Source organism: Dysgonomonas sp. GY75, from assembly GCF_015234155.1.
GTDB classification, from domain to species: domain Bacteria; phylum Bacteroidota; class Bacteroidia; order Bacteroidales; family Dysgonomonadaceae; genus Dysgonomonas; species Dysgonomonas gadei.
This window is the reverse complement of sequence record NZ_JADCLQ010000068.1, coordinates 38,062-64,307: the sequence shown is the minus strand read 5'-3', so window position 1 is coordinate 64,307 and position 26,246 is coordinate 38,062. Positions and strand designations below refer to the sequence as shown.

22 protein-coding genes are annotated in these 26,246 nt (G+C 39.6%); 10 read left to right on the top strand and 12 right to left on the bottom strand.

Translation table 11 applies throughout. From position 1 onward, the window contains the following. Positions 1-346 precede the first annotated feature (346 nt). The 4 genes from IR083_RS24350 to IR083_RS24335 all read left to right on the top strand — a co-directional run bounded on the left by IR083_RS24350 (position 347) and on the right by IR083_RS24335 (position 7,161). Positions 347-1,111, top strand: coding sequence for an endonuclease/exonuclease/phosphatase family protein (locus IR083_RS24350; RefSeq protein WP_194226238.1), 765 nt, complete (start codon positions 347-349; stop codon positions 1,109-1,111). Between the two features lie 81 nt (positions 1,112-1,192). After that, entirely contained in the window at positions 1,193-4,414 is a 3,222-nt protein-coding gene (carB, locus tag IR083_RS24345; RefSeq protein WP_194226237.1) for a carbamoyl-phosphate synthase (glutamine-hydrolyzing) large subunit, read from the top strand. A 151-nt stretch (positions 4,415-4,565) separates the two neighbouring features. Then, complete coding sequence (locus IR083_RS24340) at positions 4,566-5,534, top strand: alpha/beta hydrolase family protein (RefSeq protein WP_006800429.1); 969 nt, start codon at positions 4,566-4,568, stop codon at positions 5,532-5,534. Between the two features lie 517 nt (positions 5,535-6,051). Then, complete coding sequence (locus IR083_RS24335) at positions 6,052-7,161, top strand: TlpA disulfide reductase family protein (protein WP_006800427.1); 1,110 nt, start codon at positions 6,052-6,054, stop codon at positions 7,159-7,161. Between the two features lie 46 nt (positions 7,162-7,207). On the opposite strand, the gene IR083_RS24330 is transcribed toward IR083_RS24335, so the two are convergent. From IR083_RS24330 to IR083_RS24300, 7 genes are all read right to left on the bottom strand, one after another. Continuing rightward, entirely contained in the window at positions 7,208-7,768 is a 561-nt protein-coding gene (locus tag IR083_RS24330; RefSeq protein WP_006800426.1) for a GyrI-like domain-containing protein, read from the bottom strand. Positions 7,769-7,775: 7 nt separating this feature from the next. Further along, complete coding sequence (locus IR083_RS24325) at positions 7,776-8,198, bottom strand: hypothetical protein (RefSeq protein WP_006800425.1); 423 nt, start codon at positions 8,196-8,198, stop codon at positions 7,776-7,778. Positions 8,199-8,210: 12 nt separating this feature from the next. Then, the gene (locus IR083_RS24320) at positions 8,211-9,455 is read right to left on the bottom strand and encodes an AAA family ATPase (protein WP_006800424.1); all 1,245 of its coding nucleotides are present in this window, start codon (positions 9,453-9,455) and stop codon (positions 8,211-8,213) included. A gap of 99 nt (positions 9,456-9,554) precedes the next feature. Next, positions 9,555-11,309, bottom strand: a complete 1,755-nt coding sequence (gene aspS, locus IR083_RS24315) for an aspartate--tRNA ligase (RefSeq protein ID WP_006800423.1) — start codon at positions 11,307-11,309, stop codon at positions 9,555-9,557. A gap of 95 nt (positions 11,310-11,404) precedes the next feature. Continuing rightward, complete coding sequence (locus IR083_RS24310; protein ID WP_006800422.1) at positions 11,405-11,695, bottom strand: putative quinol monooxygenase; 291 nt, start codon at positions 11,693-11,695, stop codon at positions 11,405-11,407. A gap of 152 nt (positions 11,696-11,847) precedes the next feature. Further along, positions 11,848-12,264: a putative quinol monooxygenase gene (locus tag IR083_RS24305; RefSeq protein WP_006800421.1), complete on the bottom strand. Its 417-nt coding sequence runs from the start codon at positions 12,262-12,264 to the stop codon at positions 11,848-11,850. Between the two features lie 20 nt (positions 12,265-12,284). Continuing rightward, a complete protein-coding gene (locus IR083_RS24300) occupies positions 12,285-12,797 on the bottom strand; it encodes a hypothetical protein (RefSeq protein WP_006800420.1) in 513 nt (170 codons plus the stop codon). Positions 12,798-12,990: 193 nt separating this feature from the next. Between IR083_RS24300 and IR083_RS24295 the strand changes: the two genes are divergently transcribed. Together IR083_RS24295 and IR083_RS24290 are read left to right on the top strand one after the other, a co-directional pair. Then, positions 12,991-13,656, top strand: coding sequence for an MIP family channel protein (locus IR083_RS24295; RefSeq protein ID WP_006800419.1), 666 nt, complete (start codon positions 12,991-12,993; stop codon positions 13,654-13,656). Positions 13,657-13,927: 271 nt separating this feature from the next. After that, positions 13,928-14,518 (top strand): sigma-70 family RNA polymerase sigma factor, encoded by a 591-nt coding sequence (locus tag IR083_RS24290; protein WP_006800418.1) that lies wholly within the window; start codon positions 13,928-13,930, stop codon positions 14,516-14,518. Positions 14,519-14,640: 122 nt separating this feature from the next. Here the strand turns inward: IR083_RS24290 and IR083_RS24285 are convergent, their stop codons facing one another. Then, positions 14,641-15,594, bottom strand: a complete 954-nt coding sequence (locus tag IR083_RS24285) for an aldo/keto reductase (protein ID WP_006800417.1) — start codon at positions 15,592-15,594, stop codon at positions 14,641-14,643. Positions 15,595-15,787: 193 nt separating this feature from the next. Here IR083_RS24285 and IR083_RS24280 point away from each other — a divergent pair, with 193 nt between their 5' ends. Together IR083_RS24280 and IR083_RS24275 are read left to right on the top strand one after the other, a co-directional pair. Continuing rightward, entirely contained in the window at positions 15,788-16,486 is a 699-nt protein-coding gene (locus IR083_RS24280; RefSeq protein ID WP_006800416.1) for a carbonic anhydrase, read from the top strand. A 124-nt stretch (positions 16,487-16,610) separates the two neighbouring features. Continuing rightward, positions 16,611-18,968, top strand: coding sequence for an ATP-dependent helicase (locus IR083_RS24275; RefSeq protein ID WP_194226236.1), 2,358 nt, complete (start codon positions 16,611-16,613; stop codon positions 18,966-18,968). A 73-nt stretch (positions 18,969-19,041) separates the two neighbouring features. Here the strand turns inward: IR083_RS24275 and IR083_RS24270 are convergent, their stop codons facing one another. Both IR083_RS24270 and IR083_RS24265 read right to left on the bottom strand, forming a co-directional pair. Continuing rightward, entirely contained in the window at positions 19,042-20,244 is a 1,203-nt protein-coding gene (locus tag IR083_RS24270) for a DUF6348 family protein (RefSeq protein ID WP_194226235.1), read from the bottom strand. 4 nt (positions 20,245-20,248) lie between these two features. Continuing rightward, positions 20,249-20,692: a hypothetical protein gene (locus IR083_RS24265; RefSeq protein ID WP_006800413.1), complete on the bottom strand. Its 444-nt coding sequence runs from the start codon at positions 20,690-20,692 to the stop codon at positions 20,249-20,251. A gap of 429 nt (positions 20,693-21,121) precedes the next feature. On the opposite strand from IR083_RS24265, the gene IR083_RS24260 reads away from it, so the two are divergent. Both IR083_RS24260 and IR083_RS24255 read left to right on the top strand, forming a co-directional pair. Continuing rightward, positions 21,122-22,627 (top strand): hypothetical protein, encoded by a 1,506-nt coding sequence (locus IR083_RS24260; protein WP_194226234.1) that lies wholly within the window; start codon positions 21,122-21,124, stop codon positions 22,625-22,627. 95 nt (positions 22,628-22,722) lie between these two features. After that, entirely contained in the window at positions 22,723-24,315 is a 1,593-nt protein-coding gene (locus IR083_RS24255) for an OmpP1/FadL family transporter (protein ID WP_006800411.1), read from the top strand. A gap of 77 nt (positions 24,316-24,392) precedes the next feature. Here the strand turns inward: IR083_RS24255 and IR083_RS24250 are convergent, their stop codons facing one another. Both IR083_RS24250 and IR083_RS24245 read right to left on the bottom strand, forming a co-directional pair. Then, entirely contained in the window at positions 24,393-25,346 is a 954-nt protein-coding gene (locus IR083_RS24250; RefSeq protein WP_194226233.1) for an N-acetylornithine carbamoyltransferase, read from the bottom strand. Next, entirely contained in the window at positions 25,346-26,245 is a 900-nt protein-coding gene (locus tag IR083_RS24245; protein ID WP_194226232.1) for an acyltransferase family protein, read from the bottom strand. Before IR083_RS24245 ends, IR083_RS24250 begins: the two co-directional genes overlap by 1 nt. Position 26,246: the final 1 nt, after the last annotated feature.

Genomic DNA, 26,246 nt, shown 5'->3' with positions numbered 1-26,246 from the left:
AAATTCAAATATTTTCTGCTATAATAACCTATTGTCTTGTTACAATCATGAAACATGAATTAAAAATAAAAGTGTCCACTTATGAAATATTACGAATACTTAGTTTATCATTATTTGAAAGAATGCCAATAGAAAATCTTTTTAATAATAATGATACGCAGATAAACTATCAAAATGATACTCAATTATGTCTTAATTTTTTTTAGTGGACACTAGTGTATGCAATACGCCCCTACAGGCCTTCGATAGAAGTTGAACAATTTGATGCGTTTGCCCTGTTTTTATATAAATACGTCTGACACTATATTAAATATTGGTATCTTTAACACAATTATATATCAACACAATGAAGAAACTATTTCTAGCCTGTTTTTTTATGGCTTTTACGTTCTCCTTATTTGCTCAAAAAGAGCAGTATCCTCAAAAGAAGGATACATTCAGGGTTATGAGCTACAATATTCGGAATGCCCGTGGTATGGATAATATAACCAACTATCAACGGATAGCAGACATAATAGAGTCTGTATCTCCCGATGTACTGGCTATTCAGGAGCTCGACAGTGTAACCCGGCGCAGTAATGGGATTGATGTTCTCGGTAAATTAAGTAATCTCACCGGGATGTATGCCGTTTATGGAGCTGCCATCTCATTTCAGGGAGGGAAATATGGCGTAGGAATATTATCTAAAATGAGTCCCTTATCGTCAAGAAATATACCACTGCCGGGAAAGGAAGAACAACGTACTCTCCTTGTAGTCGAGTTTGAAGATCACATTATCTTTGCCACACATCTCTCTTTAACCAAAGAAGACCGCAAGTCTTCAATTGAAATTATAAACCAACAAGCAAAAGCATATGGCAAGCCTGTTTTTCTGATCGGAGATTTGAATGCAGAGTCTGATTCGGAAGAGATAAAACTCTTATCGGCCGGATGGAAAATCCTTAATAATGTAGAAGACATGACTTTTCCGTCAGCTACTCCCGATAGGGTTATTGACTACATTATGGGATATACGGAAACCGGAAGCACATATCCTGTATATCATGCTAAAGTTTTGGACGACAGCATAGCATCAGATCATAGACCATTATTTGTCGATGTAGCACCATAATATGTTTATAGGGTTTATTCATAAAAATGCCTTATCTTTACGCAATCATTAGATAATCTAACACATATAGCCATAAATTCTATGTCAATTAACAAAATCAAGAAAGCCATCGTGCTAGGCTCGGGCGCACTCAAAATCGGGCAGGCCGGAGAATTCGACTATTCCGGGTCGCAAGCGTTAAAAGCATTAAAAGAAGAAGGGATCTACACCGTATTGATTAATCCCAATATTGCAACAATCCAGACTTCGGAAGGTATTGCCGATAAGGTTTATTTTCTGCCTGTAACTCCTTATTTCGTTGAAGAAATAATAAAGAAAGAGAACGTAGATGGTATCTTGCTCGCTTTTGGAGGACAAACAGCCCTGAACTGTGGCACGGAACTGTATCTGAACGGCACACTGCAAAAGTATGGCGTAGAAGTTATGGGTACTTCCGTAGAAGCGATTATGGCTACCGAAGACCGCCATCTGTTTGTAGAGAAACTGAATGAGATAGATGTGAAAACACCTGTCAGCCAGGCAGTGGAAACAATGGAAGACGCCATTGCTGCTGCTAACCGTATAGGTTTCCCTGTGATGGTACGTTCTGCTTATGCCTTAGGTGGTTTGGGCAGCGGTATCAGTAATAATCTGGAAGAGTTCAAGACATTGTGTGAAAGCTCGTTTGCTTATTCCAGACAGATACTGGTAGAAGAATCGCTCAAAGGCTGGAAAGAAATAGAATTTGAGGTTATAAGAGATAAGAACGACCACTGTTTCACCGTTGCCAGTATGGAGAATTTCGATCCTCTCGGCATTCACACAGGGGAGAGTATAGTTGTTGCACCTACATGTTCATTGGATGAAAAGGAACTGACCATGTTGCAAGAGCTTTCTAAAAAAGCCATTCGCCATATCGGTATAGTAGGGGAGTGTAATATCCAATATGCTTTCAATTCCGAAACTGACGACTACCGTGTTATCGAGGTGAACGCCCGCCTGAGCCGTTCCTCGGCATTGGCATCGAAAGCAACAGGCTATCCGTTGGCCTTTGTTGCGGCGAAGCTTGCATTAGGTTATACCCTCGACCAGATTGGAGAAATAGGGACGCCTAATTCAGCATATGCAGCTCCTTCGCTCGATTACCTGATCTGTAAGATACCGCGCTGGGATCTGAGTAAATTTGTCGGAGTCTCACGCCTTATCGGTTCCAGTATGAAGTCGGTAGGTGAAATAATGTCTATCGGAAAAACCTTCGAAGAGATAATCCAGAAAGGACTTCGTATGATCGGACAAGGAATGCACGGTTTTGTAGGCAACCGCGAGTTGGAATTTAACAATCTAGATGAAGAACTTTCGAATCCGACCGACCTGCGTGTATTCGCCATTGCCAAAGCATTCGAAGAAGGATATACCGTAGAAAAAATACACGACCTGACCAAGATTGACCCGTGGTTCCTCGAAAAACTGAAAAATATACACGACTATTCATTAATACTGAAAGGTTATAGCAGTATAGAAGATGTTCCGGAAAATGTATTGCTGAAAGCAAAACATCTTGGATTTTCCGATTTCCAGATTGCGCGCTTTGTAGAAGATCCTGATGGCAACATAGAGAAAGAATCGCTTCGTGTACGCAATCTTCGCAAGAAGATGAATGTATTACCGTCTGTGAAACGTATCAATACGATTGCTTCCGAAAATCCCGACTTGACGAACTACCTGTATATGACATACGACAGGAGTGAACATGATGTACCGTATTTCAAGAATGATAAATCGGTTGTAGTACTTGGTTCGGGGGCTTACCGTATCGGTAGCTCGGTAGAATTCGACTGGTGTTCGGTAAATGCCGTACAGACAGCCCGTAAACTGGGGTATAAATCTATCATGATCAATTATAATCCTGAGACCGTATCCACGGACTATGACATGTGCGACCGTCTTTATTTCGATGAATTATCATTCGAACGCGTACTCGATGTCCTCGACCTGGAAATGCCTAAGGGAGTAATTGTTTCGATGGGTGGACAGATACCGAATAATCTTGCCATAAGGCTGCACCGTCAGGACATTCCGATTTTGGGTACATCACCGTTGTCTATCGACAGGGCTGAAAACCGTCATAAGTTTTCCAGTATGCTGGATCAGCTCGGTGTAGACCAGCCTGCATGGAAAGAACTGACCAGCCTGAGCGAAATTCAGGGTTTTGTACAGAAAGTGGGTTATCCCGTGCTGGTACGCCCGTCTTACGTGCTTTCAGGTGCAGCGATGAATGTATGTCACGATGCCGAGGAACTGGAAACATTCCTGACGTTGGCCGCAAAGGTTTCGAAAGAATATCCGGTAGTGGTTTCCCAGTTTTTGCAAAATGCAAAGGAAATAGAATTCGATGCAGTAGCTAAAAATGGCGAGATCGTGGAATATGCTATTTCGGAACATGTGGAGTTTGCCGGGGTACACTCTGGTGATGCAACACTTGTTTTCCCAGCTCAGAAAATATATTTCGAAACAGCGCGGCGTATCAAACGCATAAGCCGTAAGATAGCGAAAGAGCTAAACATAAGCGGACCTTTCAATATGCAGTTTTTGGCAAGAAATAATGAGGTGAAAGTAATCGAATGTAATCTTCGTGCTTCACGTAGTTTCCCTTTTGTATCTAAAGTATTGAAACGTAACTTCATTGAGACGGCTACTCGAATTATGCTGGATGCATCTTACGAAAAACCGGATAACTCAAATTTCGATATCGACTGGATAGGTGTAAAAGCTTCCCAGTTCTCATTCTCCCGTCTGCATAATACCGACCCTGTTCTCGGAGTGGATATGTCTTCGACCGGCGAAGTAGGTTGTTTGGGAGATGATTTCAGCGAAGCGTTGCTGGTGTCGATGATCTCAGTCGGATATAATATTCCGAAGAAGAGCGTAATGGTTTCGTCCGGTGACAGTAAATCGAAAGTTGATCTGCTGGATGCCTGTGTCATGTTACAGGAAAATAATTATGATATCTACGCAACAGCGGGAACTGCCCGGTTCTTAGCGGATAATGGAGTTAAAGCGATGGTAGTCAGTTGGCCGGATGAAGAGAAAGAACATAATGTGATGGATATGATGTCGAATCACACGTTCGAATTAATTGTCAATATTCCTAAAAATCATACACGCCGTGAACTAACCAACGGCTACAAAATCCGTCGTGGGGCTATCGACCATAATATTCCGCTAATCACAAACGCCCGCTTGGCGAGTGCATTTATTCAGGCTTTCTGTGAAATGAAGGAAACGGATATCCCGATTAAGAGCTGGCAGGAATATAAACTGTAACACTTTTTTATATAATGTTAGAAGGCATCTCAAAAGAGAGATGCTCTCTTTTTTGAAAAGAATGTTTGTGTTTTATTAAGAAATGTGTAACCTTTTTTTGTCTGTTATGTCTTATTATTAAAGTAAATCAAACTAATTTAAATCTGTAAATATGACAAAAAAAGATTGTACTATAAGTTATATTAAAAGTATTGATAGATTAATAAATATGGCTGTTTTTTATAGGGGATGTCTTTTTACACTCTTACTCTTAGTATCCTTGAATCAAGTAAAAGCTCAGTTGCCGGACGTGACCGCTGAGGATATCAGATTTGAGAGTGCAGGAATCACTTTGGCCGGCACAATTTACACGCCACGCCATTCGCATGCAGCGGTAGTCCTTGTACACGGTTCTGGCCAGGCACCCCGAATGAGAGAATTTGCATCACTTTTGGCCGAAAAAGGTATCTCGGTGTTAACCTATGACAAGCGTGGAGTAGGCGAATCGGAAGGGGTTTATGCCGGTCCGGAAGTAGGAACTAACAACGTTGATTCGGCTAATCTCACTCTATTGGCTGAAGATGCAAGCACCGCCTTAAATGTACTTCATCAGTTGGATAAAAATGTTCCCATTGGTTTTGTAGGTATCAGTCAGGCAGGGTGGATAATTCCTATTGCCGCAAATAACAATCCTATTGCGGATTTTATAGTGTTGTTTAGCGGTGCTGTTATTCCAACTCTTGATCAGCTTATTTTTCAGCATTATACAGAAGGAAAATCCGATTTTTGGGATATTCACACCGAAGCAGATGTACGTAGATACATCCCGGAGGCACGCGAACGTATAGGTAATGAGCCAGATCGTTATCAATTGGATCAATTTATAAGTACTGATCCTTGCGACGCCCTTAGTAAACTTTCAATTCCGGGCCTTTGGCTTTTTGGCGACAAGGATGTACAAGTCCCCGTAAGGTTATCGATGGATAGTCTTAACTCACTCAAAGCGCAGGGGAAATATTACGACTACTGTCTGTTTTCAACATTAGGTCATAACACGGCGTTTTCGGATTTTACGGAACCTGTTGATATTGCTGTTCATTGGATTAAAGATCGAAAGCATTCCGGCTGTCAATACCCTTAGATCATAGTCAAGGCTTAAATATCACAGGGTTGTTCATTGAGCGACCCTGTTTTTTGAATCCTTGGATAAATATATCTGTATTTGATAGGGTAGGAGTAAAAACCTGACAAACCTGACACTTTTTCCCCTTTTTATTATCTGTCAATTTTTTCTGGCTATTAGCCATTAGTAATAAGAAGCGACAAAACTTATAACTCATAACTATTTAGTGAAAACCTGACAAACCTGACAGTTTTATTTTTCTCTTTAGTCTGTTTCTTCCTGTTTTGTAATTTCAAATTTTCAAAGAACGATGAACTGATATTATATGCTATCAGCCTTCTGCCTATATAGATAATTTTCTTTAAAAATCTTTATCCATTACAACCGGAATCTTTTATATCAGGCACAAATCACGTTTTACAAAATCTGTGTCGACGGCGAGTTCCGACGAACAGACTCTTTTATTTATTTAACAGTATTATTGGAGAAAGATATTTTAAAAATTTTAAATTTATCGATTCTAATACCTAATAATATGAAAATAAGAACAATCCATGCTTTATTAATAATGGTAACAAGTATGGCCATTATGGTTTCCTGTGAAAAGAAACAGCCTGTAATACCCGGGTACGTGATTGAGGGTATAGCCGATTCGACCTATAATGGGCAGAAAATCTATCTTATCGACCATAATAGGTTGGGAAATAAAAAGATAGATAGTGTTTTGATAGATAGCAACAAATTTGTATTTAAAGGGATCGCAGATACTATCCGGTATGCCGGAGTATTTATTGAAGATGGTGCATATGTACCGTTAATACTGGATACAGGACGAATAATTATTAATTTAAAAGATGGCATAGCGTCAAATACTCCATTGAATGATGCTTTGACAGATTATAATAAGAAAACGGGAGAACTATATAAAGAAAGGGAAAATATCTATACGGAGCTAAAAAATAAAATTAAGGATAAAGATAAGTTCAAGGCGGAGTTCGATAGTATATTTATTAAAGTATGGACTCCTAAATATATGGACCTGATGGAAAATACATTCGATGCTAACACAAATAATGTTATCGGGTCTGTTGTATTGGACGAGATGTCGATGTGGATGCGTACAGGTCAGATAGATACTGCTGTTGCCAAATTAAGTAAAGATATTGCTTCCTTGGAAATGGTGAAGAAAATTGTAGGAACAAATGATGCTCTGAAAAAGACTGCTGAAGGTCAGAAATTTAGTGACTTTACAATAGTGCAGCCTGATGGCACAAAAGTATCACTGTCGGATTATGCAGGAAAAGGCAAATGTATATTGGTAGACTTCTGGGCGAGTTGGTGTGGCCCTTGTAGGGGAGAAACTCCGAATATGAAAGAAATATACAAAAAATATAAAGGGGATAAATTCGAGATCGTAGGTGTTGCCGTATGGGATAAGCCGGAAGATACGCAAAAGGCTATTGTAGAAGATAAAGTAGAATGGCCGCAGATAATAAATGCGCAGGAGATACCGACCAAAATGTATGGTGTAAGAGGTATACCTCATATAATACTTATCGGTCCCGACGGAACGATATTGGCCCGTGACCTGCGGGGCGATTATATGAAGAGCAGGGTAGCCCGGGAGTTGGACAAGAAAAATTGATCGAATATAAAAAGAGGAGTACTTGCGTGTACTCCTCTTTTCACTTCTATTTCGATACAGATTGCCTGTATATAATTACTTTAGCCGGTACATCATATATTTCTATCACAGGTCCATCTGCTTTATAATCGGTCGTTTCGATGTATTTGGTCATTGCCGGATATACTTTCATTATTCCTACCATTGTCGATATCATTCCTTTATTGGGGAATTCTCCGACTATATAGTCGCTTTTAGGTAGCGTTTTAACTTTAAATCTGCTTGAGAGTACCACCATCTGCATACTGTCAAGAGGTGTATCGAGTATACAACCTATTTCCGAGCGTAGTTTACTCTTTTCTACTTGTTGAGGATTGTCATAATACATGCCTGCACCCTTTGTTGTTTCTATTTTATAATCGTTGAGCAACGCATAATAAATGCTGTCCATTACTACCGGGCTTTGACTGTAATCTCCTGTAACATTTTCATAGACGAATACTTCCCCGCCTGTTTCTTTTTCTTCAAAGTTTACAGTTCTGAATCCACCATAATAAGCATAAACAGCAGTCAGAAGGATGATTATTCCGATTACGAGAGCTAGTAAGATCTTGACGAGCTTTTTCATAGATGTTTTATAAAGTATGAGAGCCTGGTGAGCTTTTCATAATAAGTTCAGCATTGTATTTTTTCTTATAACTTTTCGCTATATTTTGAATTTGAGTGGAAGACATTGGAGTACGGACAGATATGATGAAACAATATTTCTTCTGTTGTCTCATATCTTTGCTTAATCTTGGAATAGTCGCTTCTATTTGTTCCAACGCTCTGTTTATATCATGTCCTTTCAATTCTACGAAATACTCCGTATTTTCATCGACTTTTATCAAAAGATAGTCACATCGGGGTCTCTCATCTGTAATTTGACAACCATCAACAGTTATTTTATTTATTTCTATCCTGTTTTTATTTTCGAATACTATTTTGCTTTTCTGCTCTTCCAGTACAATCAAAGGATAGCTTATTAATTCAGAACACTCACATTTTATATCTTCCATTCTGACAGCCTTTTATTCTTCACCAAACTCTAAATCAACAAGTTTTCCAAATTCCTCTGCTATTTCGTTGGATGCATCATCCAGCATATTCTGAGAAACAAGGTTGGTTTCTTCATTTATCAATACTTCCTTCTTCCCATCTTTGATGGAATAAGCAATAAAGTTTTCTATATCCAGAACTTCTTCTTTCGGTATAATTTTATATACTTTTTCTGCTAATTCAGGTTTTTCCTTGATGATATTGCCTGCTTCCAGCAGGTTATTGAAAGCTGCAAGGATATAAGGCGAATGAGTAGTGATGAATAGTTGTTTGTTTATGAGTATATTAAAAAGTCGAGACAATACTTGAACAATTTGTTTTTGTGCCACTGGATATAAATGTGTTTCCGGTTCTTCTATATATAATACAGGATCCTTAGGTTCTTTATTTGAAGGAAAAAATAGTGTTTGGATAAACATCAATAAAGGAAACGTTTCTTGTTGTCCAGAAGAAGCGTTTAATAGTGAGATTTTCCTTTTGTCTTTCTGAACTAGATAGTCAATTTGATTATCTCTAATGTAAATGCCTTTTAATATTTCTGAACAAAGTTTACTTAGCTTATTGTGAGTCCTGAAAATATCACTTGATTTATTAAATACTACTTTTGCTTGTTCATAATTAGCTCCAAATTCGATAATAAATGGATCAATTGTATTATTACTTTGCAAAAGAGCAAAAATATTAGATTGTATGTTAGAAAAGAAACTTCTTCCTGCTGGTATAAAGTACTGTTTGCTTTGTAATACTGATTTATATTTTACTTTTTCTTTTAGTTCTCTAAGGTTTCTAGCAGTTGAGAAATTTATCATTTGTGGATCCAAATTATTTTCCAATATCTCAGTTAGAGATTCTATTATTTCTCTTATGTCTTTCGAAAATTTCACTTCAATATACCAATCTTTTGCTTTTCTGGAGCTAGAAATAATAATAAATGATTTGTCTAAAATATATTTTATTGTAAAGTTTTTATTACTCCATGATTCTACGGGAAAGTAACTATAAAAAAGATCATTATACCTATCTATGAGTTCACTTGGCATATGTATTCTATCAAATTTATATAAATCATTCAAATACGACTTAAAATAATATGCCAACTTCACCACCACACTTTTTCCCGCCGCCTGTGGCCCTATAAAAATATTTATAGGTTTAAAATCGAATTCGATATGCTCAAATCCTGCAAAGTTTTTTATAATGAGTTTTTCTTTCACCATTTCATTAAACTATTTGTTATCAAAGATAAAGTTTTTCTCTAAAAATAACGCCTTAACCGGAAAAGTTAAGGCGTTATATCTTTTATTATCTATTTGATATTATTTCTTTATCTCCACCTTCAGATTCAATTCATCCAATTGTTCCTGTTCAAGGACAGCTGGTGCGTCGATCATAACATCACGCCCCGAATTGTTTTTAGGGAATGCAATACAGTCGCGGATACTGTCCAGACCTGCGAAAAGGGATACTAAACGGTCAAGGCCAAATGCCAGACCTGCATGCGGAGGCGCTCCGTATTTAAATGCATTCATCAGGAAGCCGAACTGAGCTTGCGCCTTTTCTTCGGTAAACCCGAGTACATGGAACATCTTATTCTGCAACTGGCTGTTGTGGATACGAACCGAACCACCACCAACTTCAACACCGTTGATCACCATGTCGTATGCATTGGCACGTACAGCTCCCGGATCTGATTCCAGCATGGGAATATCCTCTTCCTTCGGACTCGTAAACGGATGGTGCTTCGCAAAGAAGCGTCCCAGTTCTTCGTCCTTTTCCAACAAAGGGAAATCGATAACCCAAAGGCAATTGAATTTATTTTTATCGCGGAGTCCCAATTGATCTCCGACTTCAAGACGGAGTTCGCATAGCTGTTTCTGCGCCTTTTCTGTTTCACCGCATATGATAAGGATAAGGTCTCCCGGTTCTGCCTGACAACGTTCCGCCCATTTTTTCAGGTCTTCGGCTGTATAGAATTTGTCTACAGACGATTTCAGAGAGCCATCGGCTTCATAACGTACATATACAAGTCCCTTTGCACCGATTTGCGGGCGTTTTACATAGTCGGTAAGCGCATCCAGTTGTTTGCGGGTGTATGATACCGCACCTTTGGCACAGATAGCTCCTACATATTCGCATGAATCGAATACAACGAAATCTTTACCTGTAGTCAGGTCTTTAATTTCCACGAATTCCATCCCGAAACGAGTATCCGGCTTATCCGAACCGTAATATTTCATCGCGTGGGCATAGGTCATACGCGGAAAGTCGGGTATGTCTATACCTTTTACCTTCTTGAACAGGTGCTTGGTCAGCCCTTCAAACATATTCAACACGTCTTCCTGACTGACATACGACATTTCACAGTCTATCTGGGTGAATTCCGGCTGACGGTCGGCGCGAAGGTCTTCGTCGCGGAAACATTTCACAATCTGGAAATAACGGTCAAATCCAGATACCATCAGCAATTGCTTGAATAGCTGAGGGGATTGTGGCAGGGCATAAAATTCTCCCGGATTCATACGTGATGGCACAACAAAGTCGCGCGCTCCTTCTGGCGTAGAACCGATCAATACCGGAGTTTCCACTTCTATGAACTGGCGTTCATCCAAAAAACGGCGTGTTTCGAAAGCAATTTTGTGGCGCAGTTCCAGATTTTTGCGTACAGGAGTACGGCGTAAGTCCAGATAGCGGTATTTCATGCGCAGGTCTTCACCTCCGTCGGTTTCGTCTTCGATAGTGAAAGGCGGAACTTCCGATGTATTCAATATAACCAGCTTGTTGACTATGATTTCTATCTCGCCGGTCGGTATATTCATATTCTTGCTCGAACGTTCCTGTACTGTACCTGTTACCTGTAATACATATTCGCGCCCGAACTTATTCGATTGTTCATACAAATCTGCGTTTACATCTTTGCTGAATGCCAACTGGGTAATTCCATAGCGGTCGCGGAGATCGACAAAGGTCATTCCGCCACCAAGTTTACGCACTTTTTGTACCCATCCCGCAAGGGTTACTTCTTTATTTACATCAGCAAGAGTCAGTTCTCCGCAAGTATGATTTCTGTACATTTTTTTAATATTTGATTTCAGGTTTCAAGATTTCAGGTTTCAAGATACTAACGTTATCTTGAGATTTTGAACTCATGAGATTTTGAAATAGTATTTTAATATATTTTCTTTATTACGTCCACAGTCAGGCTATCCACTTTACCTTCTATTGCAGTTACAAATGCTTTAAAATGCGCACTTGCGTTGTGTTCGTCGATGGCTGCCTGCGATTTCCATACTTCGAGGATTGTGTATTTCAATGGGTTTTGGCAATCCTGATGCAAATCGTAAGATACATTTCCTGTTTCTTTACGGGTTTCATCTACTACGGTATGGAATACCTTTTCCAACTCTTCCTGATATGCAGCTTTTACTACAATAACGGCAACAATTTTCAGTTCCATCATAACCTTATCGTTTTATATTATTTGAGGTTACAAAAGTATGTATTTTATTTGTGTTTTACAGATTGCTCGTATATAAAAACATCATTCTTTAAAGATAAAAGTCCCGGACAAATAATGCAGGGACTTTTACCTTTTTTGATAGGATGTATATTCTAATATACGAGTTTCATTTTTATTACTTCTTTCTTTACAACCATATCTTTCGATGCTTTCTGGTATGTTTTGAAGTGGTCGGTATTACCGTGAAAGTCGATGGCGGCCTGTGATTCCCATTCTTCGAGAATAATAAACCGTGTAGAATCGCTGGTATCCTGGTGTACGTTGTAGGAAATACAACCGTCTTCTTCCTGACTGCCTTGTACTACAGCCTGGAATATAGGAAGTATATCTTTTATAGCCTCAGGCTTAACAGTTATGATAGCAGCTATCTTTAGTTCGTCGCCGGTTCTTTCTTCGGCCTCCAAGCCTGTTTTTATAATGATGGTGTCATCCTGTGCCGTTTCTGCTTTTTTGCTGCAACTAACGATGCATAGTAACCCGAATAATACGGCGAATACAATTTTTTTCATGATTTCCTTTTTTTGTATAATTATTTCTTATTTAGTTTTTTATTTATTTCGGTTTCGAGTTTCCCTTTTTCCATCAATTTCTCATATTTCTCTATATTACCATCTTTTTTGAGATAACCCCTGTTCTTTCTGTAAAAGGTGATAACTGTTTCTACTCCCGCCTTTGTTCCTTGCACCACATCTTCCGAATAGTCATTATCCAGCGAATATTTAGTCCATCCGGCAGTGAAAGGCATTACCAACTCAGGATTGATTTTGATGAAATTCATCATAAAGTCGGCATCTATTTTTAAATGTACATCCGGTGTTCCGGTGAGCCATGCCATAAGAAACGCATTTGCTTCCTGCCGTTTGTTTGCATCTTTACCCAAAGGTGTTTGCAGGAGCCAGTCTATCGTCTCTTTTATCTGAGGCTCATAAGTCTTATAAGACTCCTTGTTTTCAAGTTTATAGTTCTTTGGGACATTATAGTCCTGCCCGGATACATATATACAGATAAAAAAGGCCAAAGATGAAAACAATAACTTCTTCATATGTGTTAGATTTAATGTTTATTAATTGAGTGTTACAAATATAGGGAATGATAGCAATAATGGAAATGGAAGAACTAAAAAAGTGTTGGCCTTTTTATCTTTTATCCGATTTTATATTTAACTTCGCCATATCCTATATAGTTAACACAAAATTACACAAGTAGCACAAATGTTTAATTAAAATAGAAATTCAATGAAAAAGTATTTAGCAGAAATGATCGGAACTATGGTTCTGGTGCTTATGGGTTGTGGTGCTGCAGTATTTGCAGGAGCCGGACAACCGTTTGCTTCGGTCGGTACACTTGGTGTAGCATTTGCATTCGGATTGGCAGTATTGGCTATGGTTTATACCATCGGTAAAATTTCGGGTTGTCATATCAATCCGGCAATCACTCTGGGCCTGTTGTTATCTAAAAAAATATCAGCTAAAGATGCGGGCTTGTATATGATCTTTCAGGTAATAGGCGCTATTATCGGTTCAGCAATATTATATGTACTGGCAAAGGATTCCGGTTCAACAACCACTTTTACCGGAGCTAACGGCTATACTGATCTGCTACCTGCATTTGTAGCTGAAACAGTCTTTACCTTTATCTTCGTATTGGTTGTTTTGGGTGTTACATCTAAAGGTGCCAACAATCAGTTTGCCGGTGTTGCTATCGGTTTGGCTTTGGTTTTGGTGCATATCGTATGTATCCCTATTACTGGTACATCAGTTAATCCGGCACGTAGTATCGGTCCTGCTATTTTTCAGGGAGGAGAAGCTTTATCGCAACTATGGCTATTTATTGTTGCTCCGTTCTTAGGTGCTGCAATTTCGGCTGTAGTATGGAAAGTTATCGATACAGAACAAGAATAAGCATATATTATTATATATAGCATAGAGTTTCCGAAAACCTGGAAGCTCTATTGCTTTAAAAGATTTTATATCTTTTAGTAAACCAATAGGTTTATATATAAAATTAAGCAAAATCACATCACACTGTTAAATAATCTTTTAGATATTGTCAATTCCATAAATTTGTCTTTTATTTGCATCATTAACGCAAGATTATTAAAAAAAACCTCTAAAAACTTTTTGCCTATAGAATAAACATTACTCTTTTTATAACTTTAAAATATAAGAGATAATGGATACATTAATAACCATGACCGACGAACAATTGGTCACCGATTATTCTAATGGTAACAATCAGGCATTTGATATCCTACTGTCACGACACAAAATCAGTGTCTTCAACTATATCTATTTCACTGTGCGCAACAGGGAACTGGCAGAAGATATCTTTCAGGAAACTTTCATCAAGGCTATTGTAACGATTAAACAAGGCCGCTATACCGAGACAGGAAAATTTCGTGCCTGGATATCCCGCATCGCCCACAATCTTATTATAGACCATTTTCGTCAGGAAAAGAATGAGAATACAATTTCTAATGACGAGGCCCCGGTCGATTTGTTGAACAATCCGTTGCTGTGTGATGGTACGATAGAGGACGAGATAATCCGTATGCAGATTACATCGGATATCCGTAAGCTAATCTCGTACCTGCCCGATAGCCAGCGCGAAGTATTGGAAATGCGCTATTATCAGGATTTGAGTTTTAAGGAAATAGCAGACCATACAGGCGTCAGTATCAATACAGCCCTGGGACGTATGCGTTATGCTATACTCAATATACGCCGCATGGCAGATGAAAATAACATCGTGCTGACGATGTAAATATAACTGATAATTGTATTGATTCTTAATGGAATAGTAAATAGGTCTGAGACCTTATTGTAGTTTTTAAGTTATAAGGATTGAAAGTGGATAAGCATCCCTGTGGTTAGGATGCTTATTTTTTATGCCAGAATCATTTCTATCAGAGCCAGTTCTTCACCTGTGAAATGTGAATTATCCTTTGCTTTCAGATTATCTTTCAGCTGATTCAATGAACTTGTACCTATTATGACAGATGTTACATGCTTGTTGTGCAGCAGCCATGCCAGAGCCATTTCGGCAAGTGTTTGACCACGTTGACCGGCAAGGTCGTTCAGCGCCTTCACTTTCTTTATCACCTCAGGTGTAATTTCACTCTCTTGCAGGAAGCCGTGACTCTTGTGAGCACGAGAATCTTCAGGAATGCCGTTCAGGTATTTATTCGTGAGTACGCCCTGAGCCAGTGGAGAGAAAGCAATGAAGCCCACCCCGTATTTCTCGTTGATGTCCATATGCTCAATTTCAGGTTCGCGCACGAGCATGCTGTATTTGTCCTGATAGATAAGGCAGGGCACATGTTGCGATTTCAGAATATTGTATGCCTGAATCAGTTTTTCGGGAGGATACTTTGATATGCCTACATATAATGCCTTCCCCTGACGTACAATATCCACCAGAGCCTGCATGGTCTCTTCCACAGGGGTTTGAGGATCATAGCGGTGCGAATAGAATATATCGAAATATTCCAGACCTGTACGTTTCAGGCTTTGGTCTATACTGGCCATGATGTATTTGCGGGAACCACCATCTCCGTAAGGCCCGTCCCACATAAGATGACCTGCCTTGGATGAAATAATGAGTTCGTCGCGATGACCTTTCAATTCTTTAGCCAGTATCTTGCCAAAGTTAGTTTCGGCACTACCCGGAGGTGGTCCGTAGTTATTAGCCAAGTCGAAATGTGTAATGCCACTCTCGAAAGCGTGTAAAATCATGGATGTAGCCATTTCGAAGCTATCCACATCCCCGAAGTTATGCCACAAGCCTAATGAAATTTCGGGTAATTGTAACCCGCTGTTTCCACAAAAATTGTATTTCATGATAAATCGTTAATTTGTTGCTGATAAAGTTAATTGAAATTTTGTTTAACATAAATAGGAAATCATATTATTATTTACAGTAATATTCCCTTTGCATTATTTAACATTATTGTACTATAAAATATATTCAAGAAAGAACCTGAAACTGATTCTTTCTCTACTTTTGTCCGATTTTTTTTTAATAACAACTATAATGAAAACAAGCTACTTATCTAAGCACTTTCTGCTGATGGCTATTCTTAGCTTATCTGCAGCTATTTCTTATGCACAAGATCAAAAGCCGGAGGAATCTTTGAATGCGCTCAAAGACGGGAATAAACGCTTTTGCTCAGGTCAGTTATTGCACACTCATCAGGATTTAAGCAGAATAGACGAACTCAAAACGGGACAGAAGCCTTTCGCGATCGTAGTTAGTTGCTCTGATTCGCGTGTGACACCCGAAATTGTTTTTGATCAAGGGTTGGGAGATATATTCTCTATCCGAACAGCCGGGAATGTAATGGCCGATTATGAAGAAGGTAGCATCGAATATGCAGCCGAACATCTCGGTACAAAGCTGATTGTAGTGATGGGACATACAAGCTGCGGGGCTGTAAAAGCATTCATGGATATAAAACACAGCCATGAAAACCACGATGCCCATCATACCGGGAAACTTGGGCATATCGAGTCCATTATCAAAAAACTGGATAGCGAAGAAGAGGAAGATGAAGTTTTCAAGACCGAAGGCGATGTTTACAACCGGGCCATCATAGCTAATGTGATACACGGAGTAAAGCAACTGAGAAAATCAGAACCATTCCTCAAAGAAATGCATGAAGATGGTGATGTACAAATTGTTGGAGCCATTTATCATATCGAGTCGGGAGAAGTTGAATTTCTCGATATTTGATTATCTCATACATCAAATAAATAAAGCCGGACGAAACTCTTTCTTCCGGCTTTTTTGTTTGCCCGAAGTTATAACCTCACATTCCTAAAAAAGACTTATCTTTGTTACCCTATCACTGATTTTTATGGACAATTTGCTGGATCATCTAAATAAACAGCAGCGTGAAGCTGTTGAATACATAAGCGGGCCTTCCCTGATTATTGCAGGGGCCGGTTCGGGCAAGACACGGGTACTTACTTATAAAATAGCATACCTTCTCCAACAAGGCTATATGCCTCACAGCATACTTGCACTTACATTTACTAATAAGGCGGCGCGTGAAATGAAAGAGCGTATTGCGGAGATAATCGGATGGAAGTATGCCCGCTATTTATGGATGGGGACTTTTCACTCGGTGTTTTCCCGTATTTTGCGTACCGAAGCCGAAAAAATAGGATTTACCTCCAATTTTACCATTTTCGACTCGGCCGACTCCCGGAATATGATAAAGACCATTATCAAACAGTATCAACTGGATGATAAAGTCTATAAGCCGGCCAGAGTACAAGCTATAATATCAAATGCTAAGAATGCGCTGATTTCACCCCAGATGTATGCTCAGAACAAAGAACTGCTGGAGTATGACCAACGGTCAAAGATGCCTGTATTGAAAGATATTTACAGGGATTACAACAATAGGCTAAAAGCTTCTAATACAATGGATTTCGATGATTTGTTGTTCTACACCAATGTCCTGTTTCGTGACCATCCCGATGTGTTGAAAAGTTATCAGGAACGTTATCAGTTTATCCTCGTAGACGAATATCAGGATACGAACTTTGCACAATACCTTGTTGTAAAGCAGCTTGCCGATGCGCACCACCGCGTATGTGTAGTGGGTGACGATGCACAGAGTATCTACTCGTTTCGGGGAGCGAATATAGATAATATACTTAAATTTAAGGAAGTTTACTCCGAATCGAAGTTGTTTAAGCTGGAGCAGAATTACCGTTCCACACAAAATATTGTTAATGCGGCTAACAGCCTTATTCAGCAAAACCGTGAACAGATAAAGAAAACAATATATTCAGAGAACGACGAAGGGGAACGTATCGAAATATCCAGTGCTTTCTCCGATTTTGAAGAAGGGGTCATTGTATCGAATAAGATATGGGACATCCGCCGCGATAAGAAAGCGGCATATAGTGATTTTGTAATTCTGTACCGTACCAATGCCCAGTCGCGTATCTTCGAAGAGGCTTTGCGGAAAAAAAATATCCCGTACCGTATCTATGGCGGTTTGTCGTTCTACCAGCGTAAGGAAATCAAAGATGTTATCGCGTATTTCCGGATGGTGGTGAATCCCTTCGACGAAGAAGCTTTCCGGCGTATCATTAATTTTCCTGCGCGGGGAATCGGGAATACGACATTAAATAAAATTGCAGATGCAGCCCGTTTGCATAATGTGAGCTTGTGGGAGGTAATTGGTGACTCGTTAGGATATAATCTGAATGTGAACACAGGTACAGCTAAAAAGTTAAGTGAGTTCCGGGAACTTATCGAAAGTTTTATTGCGCAATTACGCGAATTATCAGCTTATGAACTGGCATCCCGGATTGTAAAACAAAGCGGTATTGCTACTGAAGCTTATCAGGATCAGACACCCGAAGGCATGAGTCGTCAGGAAAATTTACAGGAACTGTTAGGCGGTATCCATGAATTTTGCGAAAGCCGCAAAGAAGAAGGTCTGGGGGGGATAGGATTGATGGATTTCTTATCCGAAGTGTCGCTACTTAGTGATCAGGATACAGATAAAGAGGCCGATCAGGAAAAAGTGACAATGATGACCGTTCATGCATCTAAAGGATTGGAATTTAAAAATGTATTTGTTGTAGGTATGGAAGAAGACCTCTTTCCGTCGTCAATGGCAAAGAATGAATTCCGGGGCTTAGAAGAAGAGCGTCGCTTGTTCTATGTCGCTATTACCCGCGCAAAGGAATACTGTATGATTACATATGCTAAAAGCCGTTTCCGGAACGGGCAGATAAATGCTTCCAATCCAAGCCGTTTCCTTCGTGATATAGATACTTGCTATCTGAATGTAAACGGTGGAGTGCTCGGTGGTGGCGGATTCGGAGTGCTCAATCGACCCGAAACGTATACAAACGATTTGTATGATTACACCAATACACCCCGTACAACATACCCGGAACGCCCGCTAACTCAGCGGCAACCAACTGCTCAGCGGCAGGAAGCCAGTCTTCCATCTGCATCTCCCCGTTCCAATTTTGTGAATGCGCGCAACGCTACGCCGAAAGCTTCCGCAGGAGTGAATTCAGGAGAAGTACAAGTAGGGGCGATAATAAAACACGAGCGTTTCGGTATAGGTAAGGTGACTGCTGTAACAGGTGATCCTGATAGCCGGAAAGCTACCGTAGAATTTGAAAACTCGGGAGTGAAGCAATTGTTGCTGAAGTTTGCCCGGTTTGAGGTTCTGGGATAGGAAGTGAAACATAACTGTTGTGATGATGAAAGCAGAATATGAAAATTTATTTTTTAGTCCACTTAGAGAAAAATTATTTTTTCCAGAATTTCCATGATGGCTTTTTCTTTTCTTTACCGGTCTTTTCAGGAATAATATTTTCTGTAGTTTCTTCCTTTTTTTCGGCAGGCTGATAGTGTGGCATGTATATTACCGGTTCTCCAAATGTGGCATTGTTCATATCTTCGGCTTTAGCACCGTCTTTCAGCGCATTGTTGTAAGCATTGAATTCCGCACTTTGTATGAATAAGTTTTGAAAGTGCTCTTGATTCACGCATCCCTCCTTTATTATTTTCTCAGCCAACTGATATGCGGATGTATAGATGGGTTCGTCGCTAAGCTTTATAGTCGCTTCCTTTTCAGTTTCGTCTGTAACAATGGCTTCATCTGAAAATTTGGCCGTTGTAATTCCTTTCAGAAATACACGCCCGAAAGCTAAAGGGATAAATGTATTTGCTTTCTCGGCATCGGATAGAGACAGGCCTTCTGCCATCAGTTGTTGTTCTATTGCATCGTCATTTTCACCTACCATCCAGGCCATAGTAGCAGCCATGCGGCTTATGTCGAAATGATCTTTCAGTACCATGAAGACCCGCATCGAGAAGAAGTCTTTGTAGGTGGGGAAATCAAATGTGCGGACGAATTTCTCTATACCGGTCCAAACTTCGTTATCTAGAAGTATTTCACCTGAGATCAATTCGCTTTCCGATTGTGCATAGTAGAATCTTACCCAATGAGTACCTTCTGTCAAGGGTTGGACTTTTATAGTCTCTTCAAGCTGTTCGAGCCAACGTAAAGGAAGCGGATCAGGATGACTTCCTCTGGTGGTTACATTGCTTATGGTAACATTATAGGTGCGTCCGTCAACTACCCATTGCTGATTATTGACCTGATGGTCAAATTCTTTAGTGAAAAATGCGGAAAGTAAGGTGTGAAAAGAATTTGTAAGGAAGTTTTTCCATGCGTCTTTTATTGCAGTATTTTCGTCCACTCCCATTCCTGCGCACGATTCGATAATGGTTTTACCCAGACCTATTTCGAGATGTATATCTAATTGTAAAATCACAGCCATAGACGAAGATGAGCGATTGAATATGTGTGCCCATGCAGTCATGTACTGATGAGGAAATATAATCAGGTCTTTCTCTATATTGCATTCAATATTGTGCCTGCGGAAAGTCTCAGCCAGAAAATTATTGAGTTGCAATTCGTGTTGTATCAGTTTGTTGTCGTTCATTGGACTAATATTTATTGTCGTTAAGTTTCTTTGTCAAAAATGAATAACTTGCTTGATATTTCTTTAGCCTTTGTATATCCTTGTCTGTGATTTCAGGTAATCTTGACGTATCCATATTATCCTTCAAGTCGGCAAGCTTAACAGTTGTGGCTATTGGAAATTTGGCTATATGCTCTATGTATGTATTATATTCAATATCGGGAGAATGAGCCAGTATAAGAAGTTGATTTATTAATTCTTCGGGAATAGCTTCAGCCATCAGATCATCAACAGTAATATCAGTATCTTCCAAAATATCGTGCAGAACGGCTACAATTTTTGCTTCTATTGTATTTACACTATTCATCACTCTCAAGGGATGGAATATGTATGGCTTACCACCTTTATCTGTTTGTCCGTAATGTGCATTTACTGCAATCCGGATTGCTATTTCTAATATGCCATCCATTATCGATGAATGAATCGTGTTAATCTTCGGTTACTATTTAATTATATGGGCATTACAAATCTAAATAAAAATAGGAAAAACAGCGTTGTTCAGACCCATTTTAACATGGACAAGAGCGTAATTAAACTGAAAAAATTGCAATCCTTATGTTTTATTCGATTTATGGGCTATGAGTACACTCGTTTTTTATATTTTTTTTAACATAATATAGAGCAGCAAAAAGGTCTTTCGTTGCATCTTTCATATATAAAATATTGAATCGAAAAGATAAATATCGTATATTTGTTTATTCTCTATTAATATTTTATCAATGTTTGTATTAAACCTTTTACAGGTTAGTCAGTCTAAGATTTATAAAGATAACTAAAACGCTGTCAATAAACACAAAGCATTGTAGATTATAAACAATAAACAATAGGAGAGCAGATTATGAAAGTAAAAAATTTAGTACTGATGTTTCTGATGTCTGTATTGCCATTTATCGCTTTTGCGCAAGATGACTGGGATGACATTTATGCTACTTCTAAATCAAAAGATAACAAGAAGAAAGAGGTAAAAGTCAAAAATACAGTTTCTCAGAAACAACAACAGAAACCAACTCAGGTGTTGGTAGTTCGCGACAACGGAGACGTTACTCTGGAGACAGAAGGTAACGTAAACGTAGATGTGGATACCTATAACCGTAGAGGAGGAGATGTGTCTGTATACCATAATGAACAATACCCTGAAGATTCGGTAGCCTATACCGATGAATATCAGGATTATCAGTATACAGATCGTATAGTGAAATTCCATGAGCCAGAAAACAGTGTTAAGATATCCAGTGATAACGAGATAAATGTATATGTTACCAATGACTTGTACAGCAATTATTATCGCAATCGTGGCTGGAATTTTAATGTAAATCTTGGCTGGGGCTGGGGTGGATATTACGGTAGCTATTATCCGTTTTACGATCCATGGTATTATAGCGGTTACTGGGGCGGATATTACGACCCTTGGTATTACGGCAGCAGCTGGGGCTGGGGTTGGAGCAGACCTTGGTATGGCTATGGCTGGGGAGGCTGGTACGGTGGCGGTTGGTATGCCGGAGGCTGGTATGGAGGACATCATCATCACGGATACTACGGTAGTAGTTCACGTTACAACTATTCCGGACGCCCTCGGGCTAGTTACGGATCCGGTCGGTCAGGTTATGGCTATAATTCGGGTCGCGGTTCGTACGGATACAGCGGCCGTGAATCAAGTGTAGGTAGTTCCCGTCCTAGTTATGGTGGCAGAGGCTCATCTACCGGAAGTGTAGGAACGAGACCATCTACCCGTCCTAGTTACGGTACGTCTACAGGTCGTGGTTCTTCATCAGGTAGTGTAGGCACAAGACCATCAACTCGTCCGAGTTATGGTACATCTACAGGTAGGGGATCTTCATCAAGTGGAGTAAGCACAAGGCCAACAACCCGTCCTAGTTATGGAACATCAACAGACAGAGGTTCTTCTGGCGGAGTAACAACTCGTCCTACTACCCGTCCAAGTTATAATAGCAGCGGTTCAAGTACAGGTCGCGGTTCATCCGGTAGTGTTACTACAAGACCAACAACTCGTCCAAGTTACAACACTTCAGCTGGTAGCAGTTCAAGTTCACGTCCTAGTTATGGTAGTGGCTCATCAAGCAGTTCACGTCCTAGTTACAGCGGATCATCCAGTAGTTCAAGTTCACGTCCTAGCTATAGTGGTTCATCAAGCTCAAGTTCTAGTTCACGCCCTAGCTATAGCGGGTCATCAAGTAGCAGTTCGAGCTCACGACCAAGTTATAGCAGTGGTTCATCCAGCAGTTCTTCTTCCAGAGGTTCATATAGCTCAGGCTCATCATCCAGTAGCCGTTCTTCCGGAGGTGGAGGAAGCAGTAGCGGAAGAAGCGGAGGCGGACGCAGATAAAAAGGTAAAATAAGGACAACTAAATAAAAGCTGTTTCAATATTAATTTTTGAGGCAGCTTTTTTGAAAAGATATAGAAATATTAAAAATTACATTATGAAACATGTATCATTACTACTGTTAACAGCTGCATTGACGTTTGGGGCTGCCCAGGCCCAAAATGAAATGGATGCATACAGATATTCAAAGAACGATCTTACCGGTACTGCCCGTTCCGTTTCTATGGGGGGAGCTTTTGGCGCTTTGGGAGGTGATATATCCGGCGTATCCATAAATCCGGCAGGTATAGGAGTTTATCAAACATCCGAAATAGTTACTACACTTAATTTTCAGAATTCGAAGGTTCAGACAGAAATGAATGCCGGAAAAGTTGATGAAAGTAAATTTAAAGTGAACTTTGATAATCTGGCGTTTGTGAGTGTATTCCCTATATTTGATAATGATGTGGTTCGTAGTATCAATATCGGGTTTTCGTACAACAGATTGAAAAATTTTGACAGGAAATATAATGCGATTGGCAATAACCTGTCGTATGATTTGTCGGCTTATATGGCTGATAGAGCAACAAATAATGGACGTCCTGCCTCGGCTATTGCATTAGGTGATGGAGGGAATGACTGGAGAGATATCTGGCGCAATCAGGACTGGCTGAGCGTACTAGCTTTTAATGGACATATTATAGATGAGAAAACTCCTGTGGGTTCAGGGCAATATGTCCCGGCTTCCCCCGAGTATGCGGCTTATAGTGACTTATTTGTAGAAGAAAAAGGTTCTGTCAGTACATATGATTTTAATATAGGAACAACTTTTTCGGATATTGTTAGTGTTGGGGCAACATTGTCCCTTACCGATATAAATTATCGTATGTATTCTAGTTATATTGAAGACTATCAGAATAGCGGTTCATTTTGGGGTGGTCAGGAATTACAAAACTGGATGAGAACAGATGGTACAGGGTGGCAGGTTACTGCCGGTGTAATTGTAAAGCCTGTACAAGAATTACGAATTGGAGTTTCATACCATTCTCCTACATGGTATAATATGACCGATTATTTCGCTGCGGATCTGTCTTCCGATTTTGCCGATGGAACAAGTTCCTATATAGCTAGCTTCAGTGATCCCAATTCAGATCGGAGTGAAGATGCCATATATGATTATAAGATGCGCACTCCTGACAAGTGGACATTGAGCCTTGCAGGCGTTATCGGCGGTAAAGCAATTATCAGCGCCGATTATGAATTGACTAACTATGCCAATAATATGAAATTGTTCGATGACCGGGGTAATGCTCTTGCTACAGGTACAGGCGATCCTAACGCTTATATAAAGAATGATTTCAGAAATGCATCTACTGTTCGCGTTGGGGCTGAATATCGTATTACAGACCAGTTTTCGGCTCGTGTAGGTTATTCATGGATGCAAAGCCCATTCAAAAATGAAGTAATAGATTTCCCGGGCGACCATGAAGTTGTTACCGATAGCCGTGCAGCTACTCAGTATGTATTGGATGGAACTACAAACTATTTCACTTATGGTATGGGATACAGATTTTCACGTCATTTCTATACAGATATCGCATTTGTAATGAAATCGCAGAAAGATGATTTGTATGCCTTTACAGGAGCAGATAAAACTACATTCAAGACAAATAATTTTCAAGGGCTGCTGACATTGGGATATAGATTCTAATAAGGCATAGTAACAAAATAAAGAAGCAGCGCATCTCTTTCGGAATGCGCTGCTCTTGGTTATAAACGGATTGTATTTTAAAGATTTTCCAGCATTCTCTTTATAACTGTTTGAGCTGATATCTCACGATTGGCTGCTTCCTGTATAACAATCGATTGTGGACTTTCTATCACATCGTCGCTTACAATCATATTGCGGCGTACAGGCAGACAATGCATAAAGTAAGCGTTATTTGTCAGCGCCATCTTTTGAGTTGTTACAGTCCACGACATATCTTTGCTTAATATTTTGCCATAATTAGGATCATTGTATGCAGCCCAGTTTTTTGCATAAACAAAGTCCGCCTCTGCGAGTGCTTTATCCTGATCATACTCTACTTTTGCTCCGCGTACAAATTTAGGATCGAGGTCATAACCTTGCGGGTGTGTGATAACAAAATCTACATCAGCCTCGTTCATAAAGTCAGCAAATGAATTTGGTACTGCCTGTGGCAGGGCTTTCGGATGTGGTGCCCATGTAAGGACAACTTTTGGGCGAGCAGTTTTCTTATATTCCTCTATTGTGATGAGATCGGCAAAAGCCTGTAAAGGATGTCCTGTTGCAGCCTCCATGCTAAATACGGGACGTCCCGAATACTTAATAAACTGATTGAGTATCTTTTCCTGGTAATCGTCTTCCTTATTTTCGAATTGAGCAAACGCGCGTACTCCGATAATGTCGCAATAACTGCCCATCACAGGGATGGCTTCTAGTATATGTTCCGATTTGTCGCCGTCCATTATTACTCCACGTTCGGTTTCCAGTTTCCAAGCTCCCTGATTGATGTCGAGTACCATTGTGTTCATACCCAGGTTCATCCCGGCTTTCTGTGTACTCAGGCGGGTGCGCAGGCTGGAATTGAAAAATACCATCAGCAGCGTTTTGTTCTCACCGAGGCTTTTATACCCGAAGCGGTTTTTCTTTACTTCAAGAGCTTCTTTTACTGCGGCATTAAGATCGCCGAGGTCTTTGACATTGGTATATGTTCTCATTACAAAAGTATTTTAATGCGTTTATTGATTAAGACTATAAAGATAGCTAATAGTACGGAGACTATCATAATGAACGGCAACCTGTAAATATTATTTGTTTCCGCTATCGGGATTATTTGCCCTGCAACGAGGATGTGGACAAAATAAATTCCTGCGGCCAGTTTTGATATATCGTATTTTTCAACAGAGTGATTTACTCCTTTCTGTATGCAGATAATTAATACGGGGCAAAGGATGTATAGAGACAGAAATAAATTATGGTAAATATTCGTTTTATATCCTTGGTATGATTCTATTAATAATGTGATAAGACTTATAAATAGAATCATATATAGATATAAAGGCCTTATATTTACATATCCCTTCTTTTGAATATAATATCCTAGTACGATAAATGGGAAACCAAAGAAAATACCATTACAGAATGCTCTGTAAGGCAATCCGCAATTCTCCAGTATATATCCGGTAATGAAGAGAATAATGCCGGAAAGCAGTAGTAGGTTATTATTCTTTATAAACTTCTTTAATGCCAACAGCATCAGTATGCCCAAGAGGAGTGCAGGCAGAAACCACAGGTGATAATACCCCATAATGGCAAATGTAACCAGTGAATGCGCTTCTACTGTATTATAATAGGTGGGCAGATAAATGATCAACCATACGACGTAGACAATGAAAATATGTAATAAATATTTTTTTATGGCCTTATTGTTATCTATTTTAGAATGGAGATAATATCCGCTAATAACGAAAAAACATGGTACAGCTATCCGCGCTATCCCGTTAGAAATGAGCCATCCGGTTAATGAATCATTGCTAAAAAGAGACTGCGTGTGTACCGTGATAACCAACAGACTGAGTATAATCCTGAAGTAATCGAGTCTTATATTGCGTTCCATG